The 21187-nt window shown below is 36.0% G+C and carries 35 protein-coding genes and 3 pseudogenes; 15 read left to right on the forward strand and 23 right to left on the reverse strand.

All coding sequences use genetic code 11. From position 1 onward, the window contains the following. Positions 1 to 221 (reverse strand): annotated as a pseudogene (locus BBBE_RS01160) (phage terminase large subunit family protein); the annotation flags it as partial. Next, positions 214 to 783 (reverse strand): hypothetical protein, encoded by a 570-nt coding sequence (locus tag BBBE_RS01165; RefSeq protein ID WP_010700792.1) that lies wholly within the window; start codon positions 781 to 783, stop codon positions 214 to 216. The gene BBBE_RS01165 and the pseudogene BBBE_RS01160, both read right to left, overlap by 8 nt. A gap of 74 nt (positions 784 to 857) precedes the next feature. Between BBBE_RS01165 and BBBE_RS01170 the strand changes: the two genes are divergently transcribed. After that, positions 858 to 1154 (forward strand): BrnT family toxin, encoded by a 297-nt coding sequence (locus BBBE_RS01170; RefSeq protein WP_010700793.1) that lies wholly within the window; start codon positions 858 to 860, stop codon positions 1152 to 1154. Beyond that, positions 1141 to 1413, forward strand: a complete 273-nt coding sequence (locus tag BBBE_RS01175; protein WP_010700794.1) for a CopG family antitoxin — start codon at positions 1141 to 1143, stop codon at positions 1411 to 1413. Before BBBE_RS01170 ends, BBBE_RS01175 begins: the two co-directional genes overlap by 14 nt. An 85-nt stretch (positions 1414 to 1498) precedes the next feature. Here BBBE_RS01175 and BBBE_RS01180 read toward each other — a convergent pair whose 3' ends face one another. The 5 genes from BBBE_RS01180 to BBBE_RS01200 all read right to left on the reverse strand — a co-directional run bounded on the left by BBBE_RS01180 (position 1499) and on the right by BBBE_RS01200 (position 4629). Continuing rightward, positions 1499 to 1774 carry a hypothetical protein gene (locus tag BBBE_RS01180; protein ID WP_010700795.1) on the reverse strand — a complete coding sequence of 92 codons (276 nt, stop codon included), beginning with the start codon at positions 1772 to 1774 and terminating at the stop codon, positions 1499 to 1501. Then, positions 1771 to 2508 carry an antA/AntB antirepressor family protein gene (locus BBBE_RS01185; protein ID WP_010700796.1) on the reverse strand — a complete coding sequence of 246 codons (738 nt, stop codon included), beginning with the start codon at positions 2506 to 2508 and terminating at the stop codon, positions 1771 to 1773. Before BBBE_RS01185 ends, BBBE_RS01180 begins: the two co-directional genes overlap by 4 nt. Before the next feature lie 221 nt (positions 2509 to 2729). Beyond that, positions 2730 to 3119, reverse strand: coding sequence for a Rha family transcriptional regulator (locus BBBE_RS01190; protein WP_338024770.1), 390 nt, complete (start codon positions 3117 to 3119; stop codon positions 2730 to 2732). A gap of 571 nt (positions 3120 to 3690) precedes the next feature. Next, complete coding sequence (locus BBBE_RS01195; protein ID WP_010700797.1) at positions 3691 to 4278, reverse strand: phage tail protein; 588 nt, start codon at positions 4276 to 4278, stop codon at positions 3691 to 3693. A gap of 3 nt (positions 4279 to 4281) precedes the next feature. Next, positions 4282 to 4629 (reverse strand): hypothetical protein, encoded by a 348-nt coding sequence (locus tag BBBE_RS01200; RefSeq protein WP_010700798.1) that lies wholly within the window; start codon positions 4627 to 4629, stop codon positions 4282 to 4284. 315 nt (positions 4630 to 4944) lie between these two features. Here BBBE_RS01200 and BBBE_RS01205 point away from each other — a divergent pair, with 315 nt between their 5' ends. Beyond that, positions 4945 to 5223, forward strand: coding sequence for a type II toxin-antitoxin system RelE/ParE family toxin (locus BBBE_RS01205; RefSeq protein WP_010700799.1), 279 nt, complete (start codon positions 4945 to 4947; stop codon positions 5221 to 5223). Between the two features lie 10 nt (positions 5224 to 5233). Further along, entirely contained in the window at positions 5234 to 5542 is a 309-nt protein-coding gene (locus BBBE_RS01210) for a HigA family addiction module antitoxin (RefSeq protein ID WP_010700800.1), read from the forward strand. A 21-nt stretch (positions 5543 to 5563) separates the two neighbouring features. Here the strand turns inward: BBBE_RS01210 and BBBE_RS07400 are convergent. The 5 genes and pseudogenes from BBBE_RS07400 to ssb all read right to left on the reverse strand — a co-directional run. Beyond that, positions 5564 to 5743: pseudogene (locus tag BBBE_RS07400) on the reverse strand (hypothetical protein); the annotation flags it as partial. Between the two features lie 15 nt (positions 5744 to 5758). Beyond that, positions 5759 to 6028: a type II toxin-antitoxin system RelE family toxin gene (locus BBBE_RS01215; protein ID WP_010700801.1), complete on the reverse strand. Its 270-nt coding sequence runs from the start codon at positions 6026 to 6028 to the stop codon at positions 5759 to 5761. Next, the gene (gene relB, locus BBBE_RS01220) at positions 6012 to 6239 is read right to left on the reverse strand and encodes a type II toxin-antitoxin system RelB family antitoxin (protein ID WP_010700802.1); all 228 of its coding nucleotides are present in this window, start codon (positions 6237 to 6239) and stop codon (positions 6012 to 6014) included. The genes BBBE_RS01215 and relB overlap by 17 nt, the downstream gene beginning before the upstream one ends. 111 nt (positions 6240 to 6350) lie before the next feature. Continuing rightward, positions 6351 to 6887, reverse strand: coding sequence for a hypothetical protein (locus tag BBBE_RS01225; RefSeq protein ID WP_010700803.1), 537 nt, complete (start codon positions 6885 to 6887; stop codon positions 6351 to 6353). 14 nt (positions 6888 to 6901) lie between these two features. Then, entirely contained in the window at positions 6902 to 7351 is a 450-nt protein-coding gene (gene ssb / locus BBBE_RS01230) for a single-stranded DNA-binding protein (RefSeq protein ID WP_010700804.1), read from the reverse strand. Between the two features lie 299 nt (positions 7352 to 7650). On the opposite strand from ssb, the gene BBBE_RS07510 reads away from it, so the two are divergent. From BBBE_RS07510 to BBBE_RS01245, 3 genes are all read left to right on the forward strand, one after another. Beyond that, positions 7651 to 8559 carry a DUF488 domain-containing protein gene (locus tag BBBE_RS07510; RefSeq protein WP_010700805.1) on the forward strand — a complete coding sequence of 303 codons (909 nt, stop codon included), beginning with the start codon at positions 7651 to 7653 and terminating at the stop codon, positions 8557 to 8559. Positions 8560 to 8636: 77 nt separating this feature from the next. After that, positions 8637 to 8945, forward strand: a complete 309-nt coding sequence (locus BBBE_RS01240; protein WP_010700806.1) for a type II toxin-antitoxin system RelE/ParE family toxin — start codon at positions 8637 to 8639, stop codon at positions 8943 to 8945. Beyond that, the gene (locus BBBE_RS01245; RefSeq protein WP_010700807.1) at positions 8926 to 9237 is read left to right on the forward strand and encodes an addiction module antidote protein; all 312 of its coding nucleotides are present in this window, start codon (positions 8926 to 8928) and stop codon (positions 9235 to 9237) included. The genes BBBE_RS01240 and BBBE_RS01245 overlap by 20 nt, the downstream gene beginning before the upstream one ends. A 241-nt stretch (positions 9238 to 9478) precedes the next feature. On the opposite strand, the pseudogene BBBE_RS01250 reads toward BBBE_RS01245, so the two are convergent. The 10 genes and pseudogenes from BBBE_RS01250 to BBBE_RS01295 form a co-directional block, all read right to left on the reverse strand. Further along, positions 9479 to 9769: pseudogene (locus BBBE_RS01250) on the reverse strand (Rha family transcriptional regulator); the annotation flags it as partial. Positions 9770 to 10091: 322 nt separating this feature from the next. Then, the gene (locus BBBE_RS01255; protein ID WP_010700809.1) at positions 10092 to 10583 is read right to left on the reverse strand and encodes a hypothetical protein; all 492 of its coding nucleotides are present in this window, start codon (positions 10581 to 10583) and stop codon (positions 10092 to 10094) included. A 29-nt stretch (positions 10584 to 10612) separates the two neighbouring features. Then, positions 10613 to 10876 (reverse strand): hypothetical protein, encoded by a 264-nt coding sequence (locus BBBE_RS01260; RefSeq protein ID WP_010700810.1) that lies wholly within the window; start codon positions 10874 to 10876, stop codon positions 10613 to 10615. A gap of 114 nt (positions 10877 to 10990) precedes the next feature. Further along, entirely contained in the window at positions 10991 to 11911 is a 921-nt protein-coding gene (locus BBBE_RS01265) for a DNA adenine methylase (RefSeq protein ID WP_022708611.1), read from the reverse strand. A gap of 155 nt (positions 11912 to 12066) precedes the next feature. Then, positions 12067 to 12483: a hypothetical protein gene (locus BBBE_RS01270; protein ID WP_010700812.1), complete on the reverse strand. Its 417-nt coding sequence runs from the start codon at positions 12481 to 12483 to the stop codon at positions 12067 to 12069. Beyond that, the gene (locus BBBE_RS01275; protein WP_010700813.1) at positions 12476 to 13549 is read right to left on the reverse strand and encodes a DUF1376 domain-containing protein; all 1074 of its coding nucleotides are present in this window, start codon (positions 13547 to 13549) and stop codon (positions 12476 to 12478) included. The genes BBBE_RS01270 and BBBE_RS01275 overlap by 8 nt, the downstream gene beginning before the upstream one ends. Further along, a complete protein-coding gene (locus BBBE_RS01280) occupies positions 13539 to 13859 on the reverse strand; it encodes a DUF1376 domain-containing protein (RefSeq protein ID WP_010700814.1) in 321 nt (106 codons plus the stop codon). The genes BBBE_RS01275 and BBBE_RS01280 overlap by 11 nt, the downstream gene beginning before the upstream one ends. 171 nt (positions 13860 to 14030) lie before the next feature. Beyond that, positions 14031 to 14513, reverse strand: coding sequence for a hypothetical protein (locus BBBE_RS01285; RefSeq protein ID WP_244428355.1), 483 nt, complete (start codon positions 14511 to 14513; stop codon positions 14031 to 14033). A gap of 211 nt (positions 14514 to 14724) precedes the next feature. Then, positions 14725 to 15228 carry a hypothetical protein gene (locus tag BBBE_RS07105; protein ID WP_010700816.1) on the reverse strand — a complete coding sequence of 168 codons (504 nt, stop codon included), beginning with the start codon at positions 15226 to 15228 and terminating at the stop codon, positions 14725 to 14727. Next, positions 15225 to 15557 (reverse strand): helix-turn-helix domain-containing protein, encoded by a 333-nt coding sequence (locus BBBE_RS01295; RefSeq protein WP_010700817.1) that lies wholly within the window; start codon positions 15555 to 15557, stop codon positions 15225 to 15227. Before BBBE_RS01295 ends, BBBE_RS07105 begins: the two co-directional genes overlap by 4 nt. 46 nt (positions 15558 to 15603) lie before the next feature. Here BBBE_RS01295 and BBBE_RS01300 point away from each other — a divergent pair, with 46 nt between their 5' ends. Continuing rightward, a complete protein-coding gene (locus tag BBBE_RS01300) occupies positions 15604 to 16239 on the forward strand; it encodes a S24 family peptidase (protein WP_010700818.1) in 636 nt (211 codons plus the stop codon). Between the two features lie 9 nt (positions 16240 to 16248). Beyond that, a complete protein-coding gene (locus BBBE_RS01305) occupies positions 16249 to 17088 on the forward strand; it encodes a hypothetical protein (RefSeq protein ID WP_010700819.1) in 840 nt (279 codons plus the stop codon). On the opposite strand, the gene BBBE_RS01310 is transcribed toward BBBE_RS01305, so the two are convergent. Beyond that, the gene (locus tag BBBE_RS01310; RefSeq protein ID WP_010700820.1) at positions 17085 to 17576 is read right to left on the reverse strand and encodes a hypothetical protein; all 492 of its coding nucleotides are present in this window, start codon (positions 17574 to 17576) and stop codon (positions 17085 to 17087) included. The two genes, BBBE_RS01305 and BBBE_RS01310, sit on opposite strands and share 4 nt — an antisense overlap. Positions 17577 to 17816: 240 nt before the next feature. On the opposite strand from BBBE_RS01310, the gene BBBE_RS01315 reads away from it, so the two are divergent. The 6 genes from BBBE_RS01315 to BBBE_RS01340 all read left to right on the forward strand — a co-directional run bounded on the left by BBBE_RS01315 (position 17817) and on the right by BBBE_RS01340 (position 21124). Beyond that, complete coding sequence (locus BBBE_RS01315; RefSeq protein ID WP_010700821.1) at positions 17817 to 18227, forward strand: hypothetical protein; 411 nt, start codon at positions 17817 to 17819, stop codon at positions 18225 to 18227. Next, on the forward strand, positions 18211 to 18522 hold the full coding sequence (locus BBBE_RS01320) for an antA/AntB antirepressor family protein (protein ID WP_022708612.1): 312 nt from the start codon (positions 18211 to 18213) through the stop codon (positions 18520 to 18522). Before BBBE_RS01315 ends, BBBE_RS01320 begins: the two co-directional genes overlap by 17 nt. 67 nt (positions 18523 to 18589) lie before the next feature. Next, positions 18590 to 19348 carry an antA/AntB antirepressor family protein gene (locus tag BBBE_RS01325; RefSeq protein WP_010700822.1) on the forward strand — a complete coding sequence of 253 codons (759 nt, stop codon included), beginning with the start codon at positions 18590 to 18592 and terminating at the stop codon, positions 19346 to 19348. A gap of 86 nt (positions 19349 to 19434) precedes the next feature. Then, positions 19435 to 20235: a recombinase RecT gene (locus BBBE_RS01330; RefSeq protein ID WP_010700823.1), complete on the forward strand. Its 801-nt coding sequence runs from the start codon at positions 19435 to 19437 to the stop codon at positions 20233 to 20235. Between the two features lies 1 nt (position 20236). Beyond that, entirely contained in the window at positions 20237 to 20857 is a 621-nt protein-coding gene (locus BBBE_RS01335) for a lambda exonuclease family protein (RefSeq protein ID WP_010700824.1), read from the forward strand. Positions 20858 to 20938: 81 nt separating this feature from the next. Continuing rightward, positions 20939 to 21124 (forward strand): helix-turn-helix transcriptional regulator, encoded by a 186-nt coding sequence (locus BBBE_RS01340; RefSeq protein WP_010700825.1) that lies wholly within the window; start codon positions 20939 to 20941, stop codon positions 21122 to 21124. Positions 21125 to 21187 lie beyond the last annotated feature (63 nt).

A 21187-nucleotide genomic window follows, 5' to 3' on the forward strand; every position in this document is an offset into this window, starting at 1 on the left:
TTCATTACAACTGTTTTTTCAATTGGGACGTAAGAGGAAAGATTATCCATGATTTCCCGTAGATAAGGGGTACGTTTAGTTCTCCATAATCCAGGTTCAGCACTGGATAGTGTGCTTAAATAACGGTTTTTATCTGCCCATTGTGAAACTGTGTAGGGAGGGTCTGGTTGACACGCTTGACAGGCATGAAAATAAAAAAAAACTTCTCCTGTATCAGTCACTCTTCTCCTCCTTATGGTCTTGAGTATCCTGATCATGGAAAGGAACGGGAATTTTATTTATTTCCTGTAAAGCTTCTCGGATATAATGATCAATAGCACCAATCAGGCTTGCGCCATCACACTCAACCTGAGCTGCAATACGTGCACCAAAGCGATGAGGAAAATGCAGCATGATATCACGATAAGCTCTTCCAAAATTACGTGCTGCCCTCTTTACTTCTTCACGGTCAAGTGTTGTTTCTTTTTTTTGCTCAAGGTCAATTGTCTCACTTTCAAGAGCAACTTGCATTCTTTGGAGTTTTATCTTGTGTTCATTAGCTCCTTCTATAGAAGTTTGCTTTGTCTTTGTGCGAAGTTTTCCATCATCACCTACAACATAGGCTTGCTTGGTGGGATTCTCATTCCATAAAGCTGTAGCTAATTCTTCATTGATAGAACCATCATCATAAAGGGCTTCATTAAACTTTCCCGTCTTAAAACGAGCAATAACCGCATTAGGATAAACACCCATCTTTTTCGCAAACGCTCGAGCCGATAGCCCTTCTCTGGTCTGTTTAGTCATGTGTTTATTATTTTCTGAACTAGTTTTTTAAAGACTTTATTGTATTTGTGGATACATTTTGCTATACATACGTTATGAAAAGCATTAAAATATGTGGCATAAACTGGGACGAAGGTAACTGGCCTAAATGTGCTAAACATGGAGTTTCTAAAAAAGAAATTGAGTATTTATTCTCCGGTCATGGTCACCTAGTTATCAAAGATGACCCAAACGTTAGAGAGGAGCGGTTTAGAGCTATCGGGAAAAGCTATAATAAGCGATACATTTTTTTAGTTTTTACCCTTAGAACAATGAGCAATAAATTATTTGTGCGCCCCATTAGCGCTCGTTATATGCATCAAAAGGAAATTGATTTTTATGAAAACCTCTAAATTAAAACAGATGCCGGTTTTTAAAACCGATGAAGAAGCGGAAAACTTTGTAGATACTGCAGATCTCACTGAGTATGATTTAACAGGTTTTAAACCCGTTCATTTCGAATTTTTACCTAAAGAAGCCTCTATTAATATCCGTTTGCCTCAAGCACTTATGAACGCTTTAAAAGAAAAAGCTAAAAACCAAGCTATTCCCTATACACGTTATGTCCGACATCTTATTGAGCAAGATTTACAAAAAAGCTATCGTGATTAACATCCTCTAAGCTTCAGTATGACAATAGTTCCTCTTGACTCTAGTTTAAAAAGGCCGGAAATTTAATCCCAGCCTTTATGTTTTTTCACACTTGATAAGATATTCCATCCGAGCACGGACTATAAGCTTTCAACAAAGGATCCAACATTTTTGGAAGTTCTGAATTGCCAAAACCTGTAAGAATTGCCAGAATCTTAATCGTATCTGGAGTCTCACTTTGAAGCTTTGCAATTAGAGCCTTTTCTACCACGTCCATAATCTCAACCAGAGTATTACAGTCCTCCATTTCAATATTCTCACGAGTAGCAAACTGAAACAAAGCCATCCACACATCACATAAAAAGTCGATACTATTACTCATTGCACACCTCCATGGAATTCTTCACTCAGGTATGCCAATCCTTTGGATGTGATTTTTGCACTGGAAACGCTCTTTTCCGTCCCGTCTGGTCTTTGAATGGTTTTGGTTACACAATCCATCAATCCTTTTTTGATTTTGTCCTGATAAGGTAACAAAGGTCCACTTGAAAAGCGACGATAAGCCCAATCATTGCCTTGTAAGTACTTAACAAACTCTTTGGGTTTTACTTTTAAATCCTTTGCAGCTTCATATATACCAAACAGACCGTCAGAACGTTTTAAATGTTCAAGCGCTTCTGCTTTTGGTTTAAGCGTGTTAACTTCAGTTCTCAAATCTTCCAATTGTGTAATGCTCTCTAAAAGCAATTGTCTAATTGTAAGAGGATTCTGCAAAGCATTTACGAGGTCTAAAGGCTGTTTTGCTTTCCGTTCGCATTCGATGAAATATTGACGGGCTTGTTTACCTTTTTTGTTGTTCTCAACCATAGACAGCTCTTTGGCTACGTTTAAGGTGAGATGATATTCTTTTAATACTACATTTTGACGTTCGCCAATTTTGGCGAGCGTTAAAACATAATCTTTTCCTTCCTCAAATTCGTATTTTTTAATACGGTCTTTGATCCAGTTTGTGAAATCACGGCCAACTTTTAAAAAAGCATGCAACTCACGCGCATTGACTGTCTGAACAGTTTCCTGCCCAACAGTTTGTTCTTTAATTTCTATAAGACTGTTCATGATGAACTCCTAGGTAATTAAGTTTTCTTAATGACACTCAAAAAAAGAGCGCCGGGTGTTAAGAAACACGGTACCTAGTCCGTCGTTATGCTTTTCCCGTGAAGGTATTGTATAGCATAACTACACCCGACGAGGTCATTATATGCTGCATACATACAATGAGTCAAAGCCTTTAATATGTGCGGAAAAAAGATTGTCTCGGCAACCAATCCGCTAGGTATTTAAAGGTGTTTCTTAAGCACCTGATTCGCATATAGACGTATTCCTACTATGTTGTCAATAGGTAAAAGTAATTGCCTAATTGTAAGAGGATTCTGCAAAGCACTTACGAGGTCTAGTTGTGAACTCCCTCCTTGTTTTTCCAATTCTTGCCAGCGGTCTATAATTTTAGCTCGTAATGTCGTGCTATACCCTGACACGAGAATTAAACATTCACGTTTGGGAAGGTGATAGCAGGGAAGTATACGACCCGTTGAATCTTTATACGAGCCTGCAAAATCACTCACCTCAATTTTGAGGTCAGTACATATTTGTCGAATATCTCTTACAATATTATCATGTCTTTTACCACATAACTCGGCAATTTCACGGCTAGACATAGTCTGAGCCATTACACTGTTAGTAGTTCTTTCTTTTATCTCTATAAGATTGTTCATGATGAACTCCTAGATGTAATTAGTGTTTGTTAATGACACCCAAAAGGGCGCCGGGTGCTAACAAACACGGCATCTAGTCCGTCGTTATGCTTTCCCCATAAAGGGTATTGTATTGCATAACTACACCCGACAAGATCACTATACGCTACACGCATACAATGAGTCAAAGCCTTTAATATGTGCGGAAGACTGATTATTTCGGCAACCAATCCGCTAGATGTTTTAAGGTGTTTGTTAGGCACCTGACTCGTGTATATAAATGCTTCTGCAACATTGTCAATAGGTAAAAGCATTTTTTGTTAAAACAATTGTATGTTGTACAACATGTGCATATAAATTGTTATTTATCAATAATTTATGTGTACAATGTACAGTCATTTAAAAAATTTGTCGCTAGCGATATGTCGCGCTTGATTGCCCCGCAACACCCCCATCCCACTGGAAAGTACCTTTTAAAAACTTTTGTCTTAATAGTTTGATTTGAAACATTAAAATCATCATATTCTTGTCTATAAATTGGTATGGTTTAAGAGTGTGAGGCCTTTTGATTGACCATATATTCTTGCCGAGCAATTTGGCTCTGTATATTTTTAGTTAGCCTCTCACGAGCATGGTGTTCAATAGAACTTGAGACCTTTGTTTTAGACATGACATAAGCAATCGAGGTGCCGTCTTGTTTTGCGATTGGAAACTTATCTCCAGAGGTTCTTGTAAAAACATGCCCTCCCATTTTTAGATTAACACGCTCTGGAAACTTTCCCCCTCGAATGAAACCATGAGGCATGACTTCTCTTTTGTCAAAGATTTTGTAAATGACGCCACGCTTGGTTTCTCTTGCCTTAAAGATCTTAAGAGGGAGGGGAGAAGCTGAACCAATGATATCGGCTTCAAGAAATTTTGCTGTGGCTTTATCGTTAATGTAGACACCTTTTTTAACGCGTTTTGGTGGAATTGAAGCATCCTCTGCAACCTTCTTTTCAGCAAAACGCTTAACCTGTTTGGCTGTGGTATTAATAGCATTACGCAAAGCCCAATGAAGACGTGGGGCTTGAAGACTTGTAAAAGTATTTTCTGCTTGTTGCAGATACCACTTGGCATGGATCTTTAACGCCAAAATCTAAACCTTTTTTGTTCCACGCGTTGATGATTTAGAAGCTTTCGTTTTTTTAGACTGTTCGTCGGTTTCTATAGACGTTTGTTCAGTTTCTTCAACAACCTGTGTAACTTCTTGCGTATCTACGTCTGTAGAGACCTCTTGCTCATTAGGCTTTGGTTTTTCCTCAACAGTTTGTGATAGCCATTCTTGATAAAGCTTAGCAGCACCAGCACGTTTAAGACGATCATAGACTTGCGAGGAAATCTCAACGAATGGATTACTTGGTGTGGAAGGTTCAAAACGGACAGTAGCTTTGTTGTCACCAAGGACGCACATAGGCCTTGTGATGACTGCTTGTACTTTTTGCATGATTATTCCTTTTGAGAAATGTCAGACATAAAAAAACCTCACTCTCGGGAGGAAGAGAGGAGGTCAATAAATAGGAGTGACTAAACTTGACTTATTTAATAAAAAACCCCGCATTTACAGGGCTTTCAAAGACGTCAACGGCAAGAAGAACTTACGTGAATACTCAATTTTGGGCGCACTAAAACTAATGCAGTAATATCATTAAATACTATTTCCACCCCCCTGTCAACTAAAAAAATCATAATCTGGTATTTGTTAAGTGTAAATGTAAGCTTTCTGTTGACGTTTCTATTTTTTTATACTATAAAATATGACATGATTAAAACGTTTAAAAGCAAAACACTGGCTGAGCTATTTGCAACGGGAAATTCATCCAAAATTGACAAGAGACTTTTTAAACGGATCATTGTTCGTCTTGACCGTTTAGATGTTGCTGAAAAACCCGAAGACATGAATCTTCCAGGATTTAATTTTCACGCTTTAATTGGATTTCACCCCACTCGTTACACTGTACATGTGAATGGACCATGGTGTATCACATTTGAATTTGACTCATGTAATGCTTATCGTGTTAATCTTGAACAATATCACTAGGAGTAAAATTATGAATGATATTCCTGTACAATGCAAAAGAAACCGCTGTCCTTCTCATCCAGGTGATTTACTGGCAGAAATTATTCCAGCAACTGGCAAAACAAAATTAGAAATTGCACAAATGCTTGGGATATCACGCCAGCATCTTTATGATATTTTGAAAACAAAAAAACCAATTTCTCCCTCCGTTTCAGCTCGTTTAGGTAAATTGTTTGGGGATGGTGCTGCTGTCTGGTTGCGTATGCAAGCAGCTTATGATGCTTGGCATGCTGAGCGTGAAACAGATGTTAGTAAAGTTCCAACTATTCATATTATTTGAAAACCACATTAAAGCTGGAACTTACAAAGTTTTTTTCTTTTCCGGACAGTATTTCTGAAGAGCGTTTAGAGCGATGCGTAGAGAATTGACAAGATATTCCAGTTGTTGGTCTTCAATAACGATATACTGCAAAGCAGCATGAAGATTATACTGACGATATATCCCCTGTGTTTCTCTGATAACCTCTTGCATTGCTTTATAGTGTAAATGTTCATTTTAGCTTTTATATATATTTTTTCTATGTCCAACAGCTAAAACCAAAACCAAAAGCTCTTTGTCGTAGAGATCACATAATATCCTGTAATCTCCCACACGATATCTCCACAAACCTGATAATGGGCCTTTCAAAGGCTTACCCACTACACGCACATCTTCAAGCAGAGCAACGTGCTTATCTAAAAAATCAACAATCCGTCGTGCTTCTTTTTTATCACATTTTTTTAAAAAATTGAGAGCTTTTTTTTCATATCTAATCGTCCAAGCCAAGCTCTTTCCTCACCTCTTCAGAGCTATAAAAAGTAGCATTTCCCTTTCGAATACGCTCTCTTACTTGTGAAGCTAAATAATAATCCTCAGCGTCCTCTATTCCCTGTTCAATAATTTCACGCAAATAAAAAGACTTTGTACGTCCTGTTTTAAGAGCTAAATTATTCAAACGCGCTTCAAGCTCACTTGGTAATCGAATAGATATCGTCATAGTACATTCCTCACCTTTTTGTGTTCATTGTAATACAAGTACAACGCATTGTACAGAAAAATGTTTTACGTCATATCTTTCTTTCCAAATGTTTGTGTATTTTTTATTATTTTAATGCTGTTGCGAGAAGTATTTCTGAAGAGCGTTTAGAGCGATGCGTAGAGAATTGACAAGGTGGTCCATTGGTTGATCTTCAATAACGATATACTGCAACGCAGCGTGAAGATTATACTGACGATATAACCCTTGTGCTTCTCTGATAACCTCTTGGACAGCTTCATAGCGATCAGTTGCTATTTCAACCCACTGTTCCCTTTCTCTATCATCAGAAGATGTTGGCATTTCATCATAAACCGCCCCCGGCAACCCTTTCGCACACCGATAATTGTTTAGCACCTGAATATACTGCTGCGATGCATCGTACTGATCTTGATTAATCTTTTTTTCCAATAAATATAACCGTCCTACATAAGTGCCCATAAGCGGGTTTTTCGCCTCTTGAATGCTCACCCCATAACGCTTGGCACGCATTTCAAGAGTTAATTGATCAACAGGCTCACGAGGCTTTTTTGCACGCGAGATACGTCCATTGGGTTCTCTTATTTGACCGACTACTCTAGGTCTTCCCCGTTTTTTGCGTTTCTTCATGATAACTCTCCTGATTAAAACGGGATTTTGTCATTCAAAGTCGTTTCTAAATACTGTTGTTGCCTACTGTTTTCCCATGCCATTGTTTGCTCTTGAACGGCCATATCAATCTCATCCTTTTGAACATTATTAAGGATTTTCAATTCACCTTTATATTGGGATAAGACAATTTCTGTTGTGTAGTGTGTTTGCCCGCTTTTATCTTGCCATTTACGCGTCTGTAATTGACTTTCAACATAAACCTTGGAACCTTTGTTGAGATATTGCAGTGCAATCTTTGCAAGATGTGGATTAAAAACAACGACAGAATGCCATTCTGTTTTTTCTACTTTTTGCCCCGTTGTTTTGTCTAAATACTTTTGAGATGTACCTATACGAAAATTCGCCACTTCTACTCCAGATGGCATTATTCTGCTTTCTGGATCGGCACCCAGATAGCCGACTAAAATTACTTTATTGATCATGTTTTTATATCTTTTCTAAGGAAAATAATTGAAACGAAATGAGGATATGAAAAGCTATTTTTATACTATCATAATAGTGTGCATTTTCCAAAGAAAAAATGGTATAAATTATTGAAAATAAACAGTTTATTGTTTGTTTTATCAGTGCATAAATGATGTTTTTTGTGCTATAATTTCATTGCTTGATGCCAAGCAAATTATAAACCAGCGCGACTTGTTGAAATTTGAGTGATTTTTTCAAATTCATCTACTGGTTTGTACCGTAAAATACCATTTAATCAGGCACCCGAGATAACACTATGGAAACAACAAAAGGCAAGACTCTATTTAAACGGCAAAAACTATTGTTAGCCTTACTTCAAGAATTTGGAGGATACCTTTCAAGTACAGATTTTCAAAAGTATTTATTTTTATTTACGCAATGGGAAGAAAAACAAAGTTATGAATTTGTGCCTTACAAATATGGATGTTTCTCTTTTCAATCTTATGCGGACAAACACAAACTTATAGAATTCGGCATGCTTGCTGATGAAAATGATTGGCAGCTTACATCAATGGAAAGTGATTATTGTGCTGATATTGAATGTGCTACACGAAAGAAAATTTCTTCATTTGTTGAAAAATTTAGCAAACTCAAAGGTGATGAACTTATTCGATATGTCTACAAAGAGTATCCATATTTTGCAATCAATAGCTGTATAGTAAATAATCTTATGGAGAAAAAAGATTTAGAGAAAATCGATACATTTCGACCAAAGGATGAAACCTTTTGTTTCTTTACCATTGGATATGAAGGGCAATCTCTTGAAAACTATCTCAATCGTCTTATCAAAAATAATATCAAAACTTTGTGCGATGTTCGCAAAAACCCGCTAAGTCGCAAATATGGTTTTTCTAAAACGCAATTGTCTAAAATTGTAAATGCATTGGGTATTGAATATAGGCATATTCCAGAACTGGGTATTATTTCTGAAAAGCGTCAAGATTTGAAAACGCAAAAGGATTATGAGCGGCTTTTTCAAGATTATAACAATACAACTCTTAAGAATAATTCTCTTGCGATAGATAAATTATATCAACTTTTTTTAGACAAAAAACGCATTGCAATTACTTGTTTTGAAGAGCATGTATGCATGTGTCATAGAGGGCAAATTGCACTCGCTCTCTCCAAATTACATCAGTGGAAATTTAATATAAAACATATCTGATTAAATAAGAAAATGTGCTGTCATTGGAACAAAAGATTGTGTTTGACATTATCTTTTATGTTGCGTAAAAGCTACATATGTTTATTATTAAGAAAACCCTGCATTTTACCAAGTGGTTAAATTCCTTAAAAGACAGACAGGCACAAAAGAAAATTGCTGCACGTATTTTGCGTCTTGAATATGGTCTTTTTGGTGATGTTAAATATTTTCAAGGTATTGGAGAATTAAAAATAAATTATGGTCCTGGTTATCGAGTTTATTTTATAAAACAAGGGCAAGAAATTATTTTACTCCTTAGTGGTGGTGATAAATCTACCCAACAAAAGGATATTGAAAAAGCCCTGCAAATAGTAAAAGAGGTCAATGATGAAAATAACACCCTTTGACGCTAGCGAGTATTTCAAAACTCCTGAGGATTTTAAAGAATTATTACAAGATGCTTTGGAAACTAAAAACAGTGGTTATGTTTCCCATGTATTGGGCATTATTGCACGCAAACAAGGAATGACAACCATTTCAAACAAAACAGGCTTAAACCGAGAATCTCTTTATCGCTCTTTAAGTGACAAAGGTGATCCTAAGCTTTCAACTTTTTTTAATATTTTGAGTGCTTTAAATTTGCAAATTAGCCTAACACCTATCCAAAATGAAGAACACACATCTTTAGAAAAAGCTTAAAGAAATTCTCTCCCCATTTTCAGGGGAAAGGTATAGTTTATATTCCTTGTAATTAAGCAGCTTTTGCAACAGGGCTTTCTAAAACACGCTTGGCTTGTGTTGTAACTGATTTGTAATGTTCAAGCTCTCCCTCGAGTTCATTTGCATCTGACAAACGCTTGATAATCATTCCAAAAATTTCACCAATACCTGAGGGCGATTTTAATAAATCACGCGATAACAATTCATAGTTGGGTTGTAATTGACCTTCAAGTTCCATCCAACGATCAATAATCTTAGCACGTAACACTGTACTATAACCTGAAATTAAAATAAGGCATTCACGTTTGGGGAGGTTAAAGCAGTTTTGCGTCTTTTTTTGCTTGTCTAAATAGGTGCCCCCAAATTTGGGGAGACCTCCTTCAGAGTATAATTCTTCAAGCATTTTCTTGATATCACGCATAACATGATCGTGTCTTTTACCACACAATTTTGCAATCTCACGACTAGACATTGTCAGTGTAGTTTGTGGGTTTTTTACTAAATCATTCATGATGAACTCCTATGCAGTTAAATGTTTGTAATGACACCCAGAAGGGCGCCGGGTGTTAACAAACACGGTGCATAGTCCGTCGTTATGCTTTCCCCATAAAGGTATTGTATAGCATAACCACACCCGACAAAATCACTATACGTCACACACATACAATGAGTCAAAGTCTTTAATTTACGGAAAAAAGATTGTCTCGGCAATCTATCCGCTATGCACTATAAGGTGTTTGTTAGGCACCTGATTCACATATAGGCGTATTCCTGTTATGTTGTCAAACGAAAAAATCACCGCACTAAGTAACTAATTAAGTTCCTTAAAGCATTTACTCTAAAGGAGAGTAGACAGCATTTAAGTTAAACAAATGTACAAGACTGTTTATGAAACCGTACATTTGAAAGATAATATTAGATACAAAAATTAAAAAAAAGTACCATAACAAAACATCCCAATAAAAATGAAATTCCCATTTAGAATCCCAAGGTAAAACAACCTCTTGTTTGAGATTACTTGGGAAAATTAACAAAAGAAGTGCTATAAAGACTATATTCAAAAAACTATACAAATATTTGCGCAAATAAGCTGTTACAATATTCAGATCTGTTGTTGTTTTATGTTGATGTTCAGGACTGTGATGCAATTTTGAAGATGCTCGAGATTTAAAAAAGGATGCCATGAAAGTCATTGTTACCAAAATAGCAAGCGATGAAAATATTAAAACAGCTTGAATAAATTCGGTGTTTTTTTCTATTTGCAAAAACTGTAACACCGCAAATCCTATGATGTATATCGCTACAATTCTAATCTTTTTAAACATATTCAGATGCTTTCGATAGCTTTATGTAACTAGTTGGTTGAGTTGTTCAAAGTATTAATAGTTTTAGGAAGATCACCCCCGTGAATCCAAGCGCTTATTTGCGCCATCATACTAAAATTCGCGTTGTCTGGATCTTTATCGTAATAACAACGCCCTCTAAATGCTTCAAATGTTCGTTTTCCATCTTCACACTCATAAAGGTTGTAAAAATACTCAACCGATACCGTCGTCCATGAATCATGACGTATCAATGTCTCATGACCATGAACAGTGCCAAAAAAACGTTTTTTCATTGGTTTCGGAGGGGTTTCACAGAAAAGATATTTTAAAATTTCATAATAATGTTCATAACTATTGTCCTGATTTTAGTACAATCTTAAAGGTTTAGATTTTACTTACGAAAGTAGTTAAGCAGCGTTGCAAAGTGATAGTATATTTTGTTCTAGTGATTGTGGAATTTTGATTTTAGGTGAAAAAATCATCAGCTCTTGAGCTTTTCTCTTATTTTGTAGAGAATAGCGTATATTAAATTCTACTTTAGGATATTGACTGTACAAGAATTTAACTTCTTCTGCATTGTCATAAGTAATTAACCAAAGAGCATTCACATGTTTAGAAATGATGTTTTCTAAATGGTGGTGGTCTTTAGTTTTATAAAATGAAGTATAGAACCCTTTGCCCTTTTTAAAATATGGAGGATCCATATAAAGGCAAATGTTTTCATCTTTATCGGTTCTTCCATAACGTAGCAAAAATTCCTTCGCATCTAGCTGCGTTAAATATATCCTATCTTTTTTTGCGCTTATGTTTTTAATTCGGTCAATTAAATTTCCTTTATTGAATCTACAGTCTATTTTGTAATTCCCGGTTTGCTCTTTTCCTCCAATGGGACCAGCATTTTTAATAATTCCTGATCTGTTTGTTCGATTCAAAAAGAGGGCAGCAAACCCTACGGCAAGCACATCTGCTTTTTCAGGAGAAATTTCCTTTTGTTTGTACCATTCTTCTAAGTTAATAGTCGTCGTGTTAATTTTTTCTATTAATTCTTCTGTTTTGTACAAAACACAATGCCAAAAACTCCAAATAAACGGATCAATATCATTGATGTAAATATCTTTAACATCACCATTTAAAAGAAGTTTTAGAGCCAATCCGCCACCACCAGCAAAAGGCTCACGATAAGAGCATCCATTTAATCCATTTTTCTCAAAGATTTCTTTGATTTTTCCATAGAGTGCAGTCTTACCGCCAGGATACCTTAATGGAGAATAACTACAAACCATCTTTTTCAACCCCTCAATAATTAGAAAAAAACGTGATGGAAGCATTTTCATGATCCCTCGCGATTTTCTTAAATTAGCTTCATACAGAGCATTTTATGTTCCCAATGTGGAATTCATCAAAAAACTTCTCAATCTTTCTCTACGGTGCCTTTCTGTCGATTTAAACGCATATCTAATCCAAAAATGATCAGCACTTTTCTCTATTTTGCTGTCTCAAATACTTTGCGAAGTTCTTGTTGAAAAGCTTCCAGATGATCTGACGTTATCCGCTTCCCTCGTTCTTTGCTCTCTAACTCAGGCTTTTGAAGATTTTTAAGAATACAACTAGCCCTTGTTCGAATACGGTTTTCAAGTTTTTCACAGTAATGATAAAAATCTGCCGTTGATGGCATAAAGGTCGTGTTTAACCCTTCTGCTTTTCCTTTCAAGGCATCCTTTGTTGCTGTTTGCAATACCCAGCTGCTTACTCCATCAAGAGCGTAGAAATACGCAACCGATGTTGATTTTTCGTCTGATCCCAATTGGCTTTTTAAACCGCTTGAAAGGACAAAATACGCCGTTTGAATTTCTTCTTCAGTGGCTTTTTTCTTAAGCTTTTTCAGTGCATCATTAACCAATGAGGTAGCTTTCTTTGCTTCTGCAATCGATGGTTTTTGTCCCGTCTTCCAAAGGAATGGCGGTTCTTTCGTCATCCTCGAATAAAAATTTGTAGACACTGTCTGAATTTTTGATATTGGACATGTGCTGTGCAACTCGATAATTCCACCCACGCTGTTGGTTTGTGCACTCAATGCTCGGTTTTCCATAGTTTTTTCCTTTCTCTAATTCTTCGATTTTCCTTCGCACCCAAACACGCCATGCTGCCGGCCAGTCCTTTTTGACAGCGTTGGGGCTAGCGCTTGAACGCCAGTGATCTTTAAAATTTTCAATCTCGATTCTAACCCGCTCTGAAGGCAAACCCTCTTGAATGGCAAAATCGTAATCAGGTTCGAAATCCTCAGGAATGCGACAGCCTCGTTCACCCCTAGACCGTTTGGTTTTCTTTTCAGGGCTTTTTTGCTGTGAAACGGGTGATTGATTTTCTGATGAGGGCGTATCGTGATCCAAATGCTTCTCAACCATCTCATCGGTTGTTTTACTTTGAACCGAAACTTCAGTTGCTAAATCTTCTGAACCATTTTCTTTTTTTGATAACACGATAGTGTTAGTTTTTTTATATATCTGATTCTGATTCTTTATAGCTTGATTTTGCTTATCGTTTGCTTGAAGCAAAAAATCGTTTTGCTTATCATTTGCTTCAACATAATCGTTAGCAAATTGTTTTTTAAGCATTTTTGCTTGTACACCTTTTTTCCCAGCTTCACTACGCACTTGCGATATATGCTCTTGCTTATCAATAAAGTTTTTAAGTTCTCCCTCGACTTGCAAACTCCATAAACGACCATCTTCTAAACGAACGATTTTCTGATCACGCAACAAAAAATCTAATGCCTTATTAAAAGCCTTAACCGAACAACCAGCACTGTGTGCTAATTTACTTTGATCACAAAAAATAGGTTCACCACTTCTACGCATGTGCCATTGCAGTATTACGTATGTCGCTATCTGAAATGCTTTCATTCCACTCGTATCAGCAAGACAATCAGACGAAAAACTTTTTACCCAAGGTAATTTAGTTGCCATAATTTTCCTCCTGCTCTTGAATAAAAGCAGCTTCTTTTAACTCCTCTTCAACACGAAGATTCCATAATCCTTCATTCGTTTGGACTAACTTGTCATTTTTGATTAAATAATCGACAACAGTTGCGAGCTTTTTTTCAGTGCAATTGCATACACGTGCAAGCGTTTTGAAATCTTCTTTCACAGGTGACTTTTTGTCATACATGCAAATAAGAAGCATAATATAAATTCCTCTTTGCTCTGGTGTCATTCCGCCTGTACCGCTGGCCCAGTCATCCAGGTAGAATCTTATCCACGGTATAACATTAGACATGTGCATCTCCTTCTTTCTTTAAGTATAAAATTGCCAAGCCTGTCTTCGCACCTAGATCAAAACAAGGAATGGTTTGTGAATTAAATTTCTTTTTTGATGGGGACGATTATCACACCCTATCTGTTGTGCTCACATTGAGTAGAGGCACTCGTGTCAGTTTCTGTGGTGTTGTTAACCGTACACATAGCCATATGCACCTTTAGAAATTTCTGTATTGCCTGAAATTCGCGCATTGTCGTAAACTAAAACATCACCGTGCACCCGCGCTTTGCCGGAAACTTCTGCAAAGCCATGAACCCAAGCATCACCATAAACCTGTGCATTATCAAAAACATCTGCACTGCCGGAAACCCAGGCATTGTCGTAAACGCGTGCATCACCAAAAATCTCTGCATTACCGTAAATCTGTGCACGGTCGCCAATGAGTGCATTTTCGTAAACGCGTACATCGTCGTAAACTTCTGCTTTACCGGAAACCAAAGCATTGTCGTAAATGCGTGCATCACCATACACCTGCGCATCGTCATAAACCCAACAATCACCCTCGTGAGAAAGATTGTTTTCTTTTTTTATGAAACCACCCAAATCACCAGCTTTAACATTACTAAAGTTTCTTAATGCTCTAATTCGATAAAGAGTGTGGGTGTACTCCATTCTAAATCTTAATATATGAACTTGCTTACTTTCTTCCGTAAGCTCGTATTTTATCTTCATAATTGTCCCCTCAGTTTAGGTAATACGTGGCTATACACGCTATGACAGAATGTCTAGCGCGTAGCTTTATTGAAAAAATGTTTTTGAAAGTAGCCTTCTAAAAACTCTGAACGCTAAACAATAAGAGGGCCACGTTTAATGGAATACGAGGTTAAGCTTGAGCACATTCCTTTTTTTCAAAAGGAATAACTTTCATTGGTTGGGAAATCTCTACCGGTTTAACTGATTTTGTTATGTTACTTTTACCATTGCTCTGGCTAAGAATATCAAACAACTTCACCTTTAAAGCCAATGTTTTCTTTTGCTTCTGTAACGCCTTATTTTTTTGCTCAATTAGATTAGACAGCTTTTCAAGTGCAATTTGCTCTTCCTTAATCAACTGATTTTCTTCTACAAGGGTTTCTTCGTAGCGTTTTAGACAACTTTCGACTTTTGACTTATGCAACATTTCTTTTAATGAAAGGGCATTTTCTTTGAGTAAGCGAACATTTTTTTGAGTAGAAGATTGTATTATAAACTCATCTGTACTATCCTCACAAGGCGTTGCCTCTGTATATTCTTCTATTAATTTACTTGCATTCTCTATTCTTTTGTTACGACTTACTAATCTGTAAAATCGTGTATAAATTTCTTTTATCATCTCTTTTGCTTTCATATTCTTTCTTCTATTTGACAGGGCGAATTATCTCGTTGATGTTCAGTATCTGTGGAACTTTCGGTAAATGTAGACGTTGGGGATAATGCGGAATCACGTAATGGTGAGTTATATGAAAATGACAAAAAATCTTCCGCTTTAATTGGCACACCAATTCTCTTGGCTTCATTTAAAAGAGGTGGAATATGCTTTATTGGAATCCTTCCACCAGTCCCACCTTTCGATACAGGACGAAGCCAAACATATACACGTGTTCTATGAACCCCAAGTAATTGAGATACTCTACGAACACCACCCAATAAATCTATTATTTCGTAAAATTGTTTCATAATTTATATTGTAGCTTATTTCGGTACAAAATCAACAAAAAATGTAATGAAAATCACAAAAGATTTTTTTTCTAACAAAGATATAATGAAAACTATGAATAGCATTATGAAAATTTGGCTAAGTGAAGCCTTGCAAGAATCTGGATTATCTCAATCATCGCTTGCTAGACAACTGAGTGAGAAAATGCAGCGTCCTATCTATCGTTCTGCAGTCAATAAAATGCTAACAGGAGAACGGGGAATAAGTATGCAAGAGGGTATAGCAATTGAAGAAATCACAAAATATCCTCTTCCACGAAAAAAAACTATACCTTTAATGGGTTATGTGGGAGCAGGTTCAGAAGTTATTCCTTATGAAGATGGTTGGCTTGAAGAAGTGGAAATACCTCCATACATCACAAAAGATACATACGCAGTAAAAGTTGAGGGCGACTCAATGGAACCATTCATTGAGGATAAATCTATTTTGTTTTACTCACAAAACATGTCTCCAAATTTACTTCTTAACAAAAAAGCAATTGTCTATACGCAAGATGGACGTTGTTTTGTAAAGATCGTGAAGCAAGGCAGTAAACCCGGTTTATTTAATTTAGAAAGTTTAAATAGGCTGTATCCAGAAATAAAAGATATCCAATTAGTGTGGGCAGCTCCTATAGACTGGATAAAACCACCAAGACTTTAAAGTAGTAAAATGAGTATAGTTTTCCGTTCTTACGATATGTTTGTTAATACAAGAAGAATTGTTCTACCAAAAGATATAGGGGCCCTTTTTCGGGAAGTCACAACTACTTATCAAATAGATGATAAATGCATTACCTTAACGATAAAAAAATTCTATCAAGATGCTTGTTGGGTTTCTGCTTTAGTAGGAAATAAGGATCCCTATAATGATCAAGTTATTGATACTAACACAGATAAACTTGAAAAAATCACCAATCCACGTATTAAAACACTAGTTGAGCAAAACCAACAATTTTTTGGATTTTTTCTTCCTCAAATATCTACTTTTTATGCTTCAAATAAAAAGCTCAATAATCTTTTAGTTTCTTATTACAAAAAACATTTTCCCCAAAAACAGATTGTTTTTGAACCCACTTTTCTTGATAGTGAAAAAGTTGCTGAAAAACTTAAAACACTAAATAATATAAAAATGTCGATAGATTATGATGTACATAAATCCCCAAGTTTATGGCAAAAGAATGAAGAAATAACCTATATGTGTAAGCCTATAAACAAACTATTTCCTTCTGGTGATATTACTTACGTAAACTTATCCATTGGCTTAAAGACTCAAGATAAATTGTCGATAAAAAATTTTTTTAATAACTTTCTTAAAAACAACAAAGTAGGAAAATTGCGCTGTACAGGTAAAACGCAAGACGATTTCGATGCAGTTTTTAATACTGAAGAATTTCAACAACAAGTAATTGTTACTGCGAAAAAAGATAAAAATGGGCTCTATAAAGAAGATTCGATACAAACACAAATAATATCGCAAATAAATAAGTTACAGAGAATAGACACCATTTAATCTAAAGAAGAGTAGACACCATTTAAGTTAAACAAATTTACAAGATTGTTTATGAAACTGTGCATTTGAAAGGCAATATCAGACACGAAAATTAAAAAAGAGTACCATAACAAAACATCCCAATAAAAATGAAACTCCCATTTTGAATCCAAAGGCAAAACAACCTCTTGTCTAAGATTACTTGGGAAAAGTAACAACAAAAGTGCTATAAAGACCATATACAAAAAACTATACAGATATTTGCGCAAATAATCTGTTAGAATATTTAGATCTGTTGTTGTTTTATGTTGATGTTCAGGATTGTGGTGCAATTCTGAAGCAAGTCGGGAGTTAAAGAAGGCTGCCATGAAAGTCATTGTTACCCCAAAAGCAATAGATGAAAATATTAAAACAGCTTGAATAAATTCAGTATTTTTTTCTATTTTTAAAAACCACAAAATTACAAATCCAGTAATATATATTGCTAAGACTCTAATTTTTTTGAACATATCCCCTCCTTTTTTAGTAATTACAGCTTTAATTTTCTGGGCTATTTTGCATTTTTATGCAAAAAGTTTCTAAAATCATTACATTTTTATTGACATATGTTACTAAATTCGCTACATATTTGGCATACAAACCACAAAAATACAAATTAATTATATCATAAAAAGTATTAAGAAAGCTAGCTGATCTAGTTTGTCAGCAATATAAATTTAACTACCAACATGAAATGGAGGGGATGAAAAATGAATGAACAGGTTTTTGTGGCTGATCATGAGATTCTGTTAGTTGTATGTGATGATGGTAATCACCCTTCTTTATCAGGACCACTTGATCAAACTGAAGTCATGAACATTGTTAACGGTGTAGACGATGTTGTAAGCATTCTTCGTGTTGATCTTCATTCAGACCACTATAATGATATTTCAGAAGAAATCGCTAAACTTTATGTAAAGGATAGCGACTCCTCTCTTTTAGAGCGTAAGACACATCCCTTTATAGTTGATAGTGATGCATATCATCTTCTGAAAGAGGATGTAGAAAAACAGAGATATGCTGATGCGACCTATGGCACTTATGAAGAGCAACACCGTTTACGTCCTTGCGATGTTTTAAATATGAATTATCAGAGAGGCTGTGATGGAAGCTCCTATTAATAATCAGGATAATAAAACTGATCAAGAAACCGTGCGAATGGTGAAAATGGTGAAGGCTCATATATTACATGAGCGTTTAAAAATAAAAACCAACTTTAATGATTGGATTACTAAACGCATCCAAGAATATGAATTTGAGGAAGGGGAGGACTTTCGTATATTGCCTTTTGAAGATTCAAATGACCATTCAAAAAAGAAATACTACCTTACCGTAGACATGGCAAAAAAGCTTGCCCAAGCTGAGAAAAGTGGTGCAGCCAGAATAGTCTATCAACACCTCGCGTTTTGCGTTTGACAGATAAAGCAATAACACTTTCTTCCCAACACATCTAAAAATCAATCCAAGCAATATGAGGTCTGCAATGGAAGCGCTTATCGCTATTCATAACAATACAATTAATCAAGAAACTGTACAAACAGTCAATGCACGTGAGTTGCATGCATTCTTGGAAGTAGGAAAAGATTTTTCTACTTGGATTAAAGATCGTATTAATCAATATGAATTTGAAGAAGGAAAAGACTTTATCAAAACACAAGATTTGCGGTCCCCAAAATTGGGGAGCGCAAAATCTAGGGTTGTTCTTGCAATAAATTATCATCTCACCTTAGACATGGCGAAAGAACTTGCTATGGTCGAACGTAATGAGAAAGGAAAGCAAGCTCGTCAATATTTCATTGACTGCGAACGAAAAGCAAAACAAATAACAACCTCTCAAATTGACTACTCTAATCCCCAGGTCATGTTAGGTTTTTTTACACACTTAAAAAATGAAAATGAACGCAAAGATCATATCATTGCTGAGTTAATCCCAAAGGCAGAAGCACTTGAACGTTTAAAACGATCTGATGGCATGTTTGGTATAACCCAAGCAGCAAAAATGTTAGGTTTACTCCCCAAAGATTTAACGAGTCGCTTGCTTAATAATTATTGGGCTTATCGTAGTGGCATGGATAAACGTTTGTTACCTTATCAGGATAAAATCAATAAAGGACTGATGGATTGTGAACCTCACACTATTCAAACCATAAGCGGAAGAAAAAAAACCGTTCTGAGTACAAAGATCACATCCAAAGGATTAGCACGCCTAAGTGAGCAATTCCAAAAACAGACTCTGCATTAAGAAAAATATCAATCAAAACACACCCTTTTCAGCACATGCGTACTTCACGCTACATGTGAGGTGCACCTCAATTAAGGATAAAGATAATGACAACTTCCATCGTAGAGAAAGTGGCGCAGAAATATGGTTTATCAGAACAAGAGTTTCGCAAAAAAATCATAAAGAATTGTATCAATTTCAATATTTCTGAGGAAGATTTTGAAGACTTTATTTACCTTGCCGATAGGTATCGATTAAATCCTCTAGACAATGAAATATATGCCATCCCTAAAAGAGGAAGGGGTGTTAGCGCGGTCGCTTCTATTAACGGATGGTATAAAATCATACGTTCACACCCTAACTTTAATGGGATAAAATTAAAAAAAGAACGCGATAATGAAGGTAAGTTGATTGCTTATGAATGTTCCATATCTTTGAAAAACATTAAATATCCAATAGAAATCTCTGAAGAGATGGAAGAATGTAAACGCAATACGGAACATTGGCGGACAAATCCTTCTCGCATGTTACGTCATAAAGCTATTACGCAATGTGCACGTCTTGCCTTCGGTTTTCCTAATATCTACGATGAGGATGAAGCTGAGCGCATCAATGAGGTTTTTATCAATGAGGTTAATGAAGTTAACCACACCCCCCAAAACGAAAGGGTTTCTGATGATTTACTTGCGCAAATCAAAGAGTTAATGGAACAAACAAAAACAGAAGAAGAAAAAGTACTTTCTTTTGCAGAAGTTACAAATCTCACAGAAATGTCTCTTGAGACGGGGCAAATTGTTTTAGAAGGTTTGAAGGAAAGACAACGCTTCAAGATAGCAGAAGAGAAACAAGCTTTACCTTCACCAAAACAATCACACACACCAACTCAACAAGATTTAATAGGGGTGTGAGATGGAACAAAGAACACCAGAGTGGTTTCAAGCTCGTTTAGGTAAAGTAACAGCTTCAAACATTGACAGCATTGTCAGTAAAACAAATAAGGGCTCACCGACAAGTAAATATGAAGAATATAAAAATAAACTTATCAGGGAACGTTTAGAAGATGAAATAATACCATCTTATGAAACGTCAGCCATGCGATGGGGACGTGAACATGAAGACAAGGCAATTGAAGAATACAGCTTTAGACGTGGGGTCATTGTCACCCGATGCGGATTTATTCCTCACCCAACAATTGAAATGGCAGGGGCTAGTCCTGATGGTCTCGTTGGAGATGATGGCCTTGTAGAAGTCAAATGTCCTCAACCGGGAACACATATGTTTTTTTTGCGAACTGGCAAAATCAAACCTGAATATATCTTACAAATGCAATTCCAAATGGCTTGTACAGGGCGAAAATGGTGTGATTTTGTCAGTTATGATCCTTTGCTCAAAAAGAAATTAATTGGTTTTCGTGTAAAGATTCAACGCGTTCAACGCGATGATGAACAAATTGAGCTCATCAATAAAGCTGTCGAAACTTTTTTAGAAGAAATAGAACAAGAAACGCGAATCTTTACACAAGCTGCTTAAACCCATAGGGGGCGCTCTTTCATTGCATTCTCTTTAGCGCCCCCAACCATTTATGTAATCCAAAAAAAGAAAGGTAATAAGATGATATTTGATGATGGCGATAAATATGTCACGACACGTGAATGTGCACAGCTTTTTAATGTGTCAACAACAACGATTCGCAATTGGGTGATACGAGGAGTATTTCCCCAACCATATAAGCTTGGTAAGTCAGTTAGATGGAGAAAAAAAGAGGTTTTGGCATTCACCCCAAAGGAAATAAGCTAAAAATAACACAAATTTAGATAAAATTATATAAACTCTAAAGGGTGGACTAAAAGGTGGACTGAA

Source organism: Bartonella bovis 91-4 (assembly GCF_000384965.1).
GTDB classification, from domain to species: domain Bacteria; phylum Pseudomonadota; class Alphaproteobacteria; order Rhizobiales; family Rhizobiaceae; genus Bartonella; species Bartonella bovis.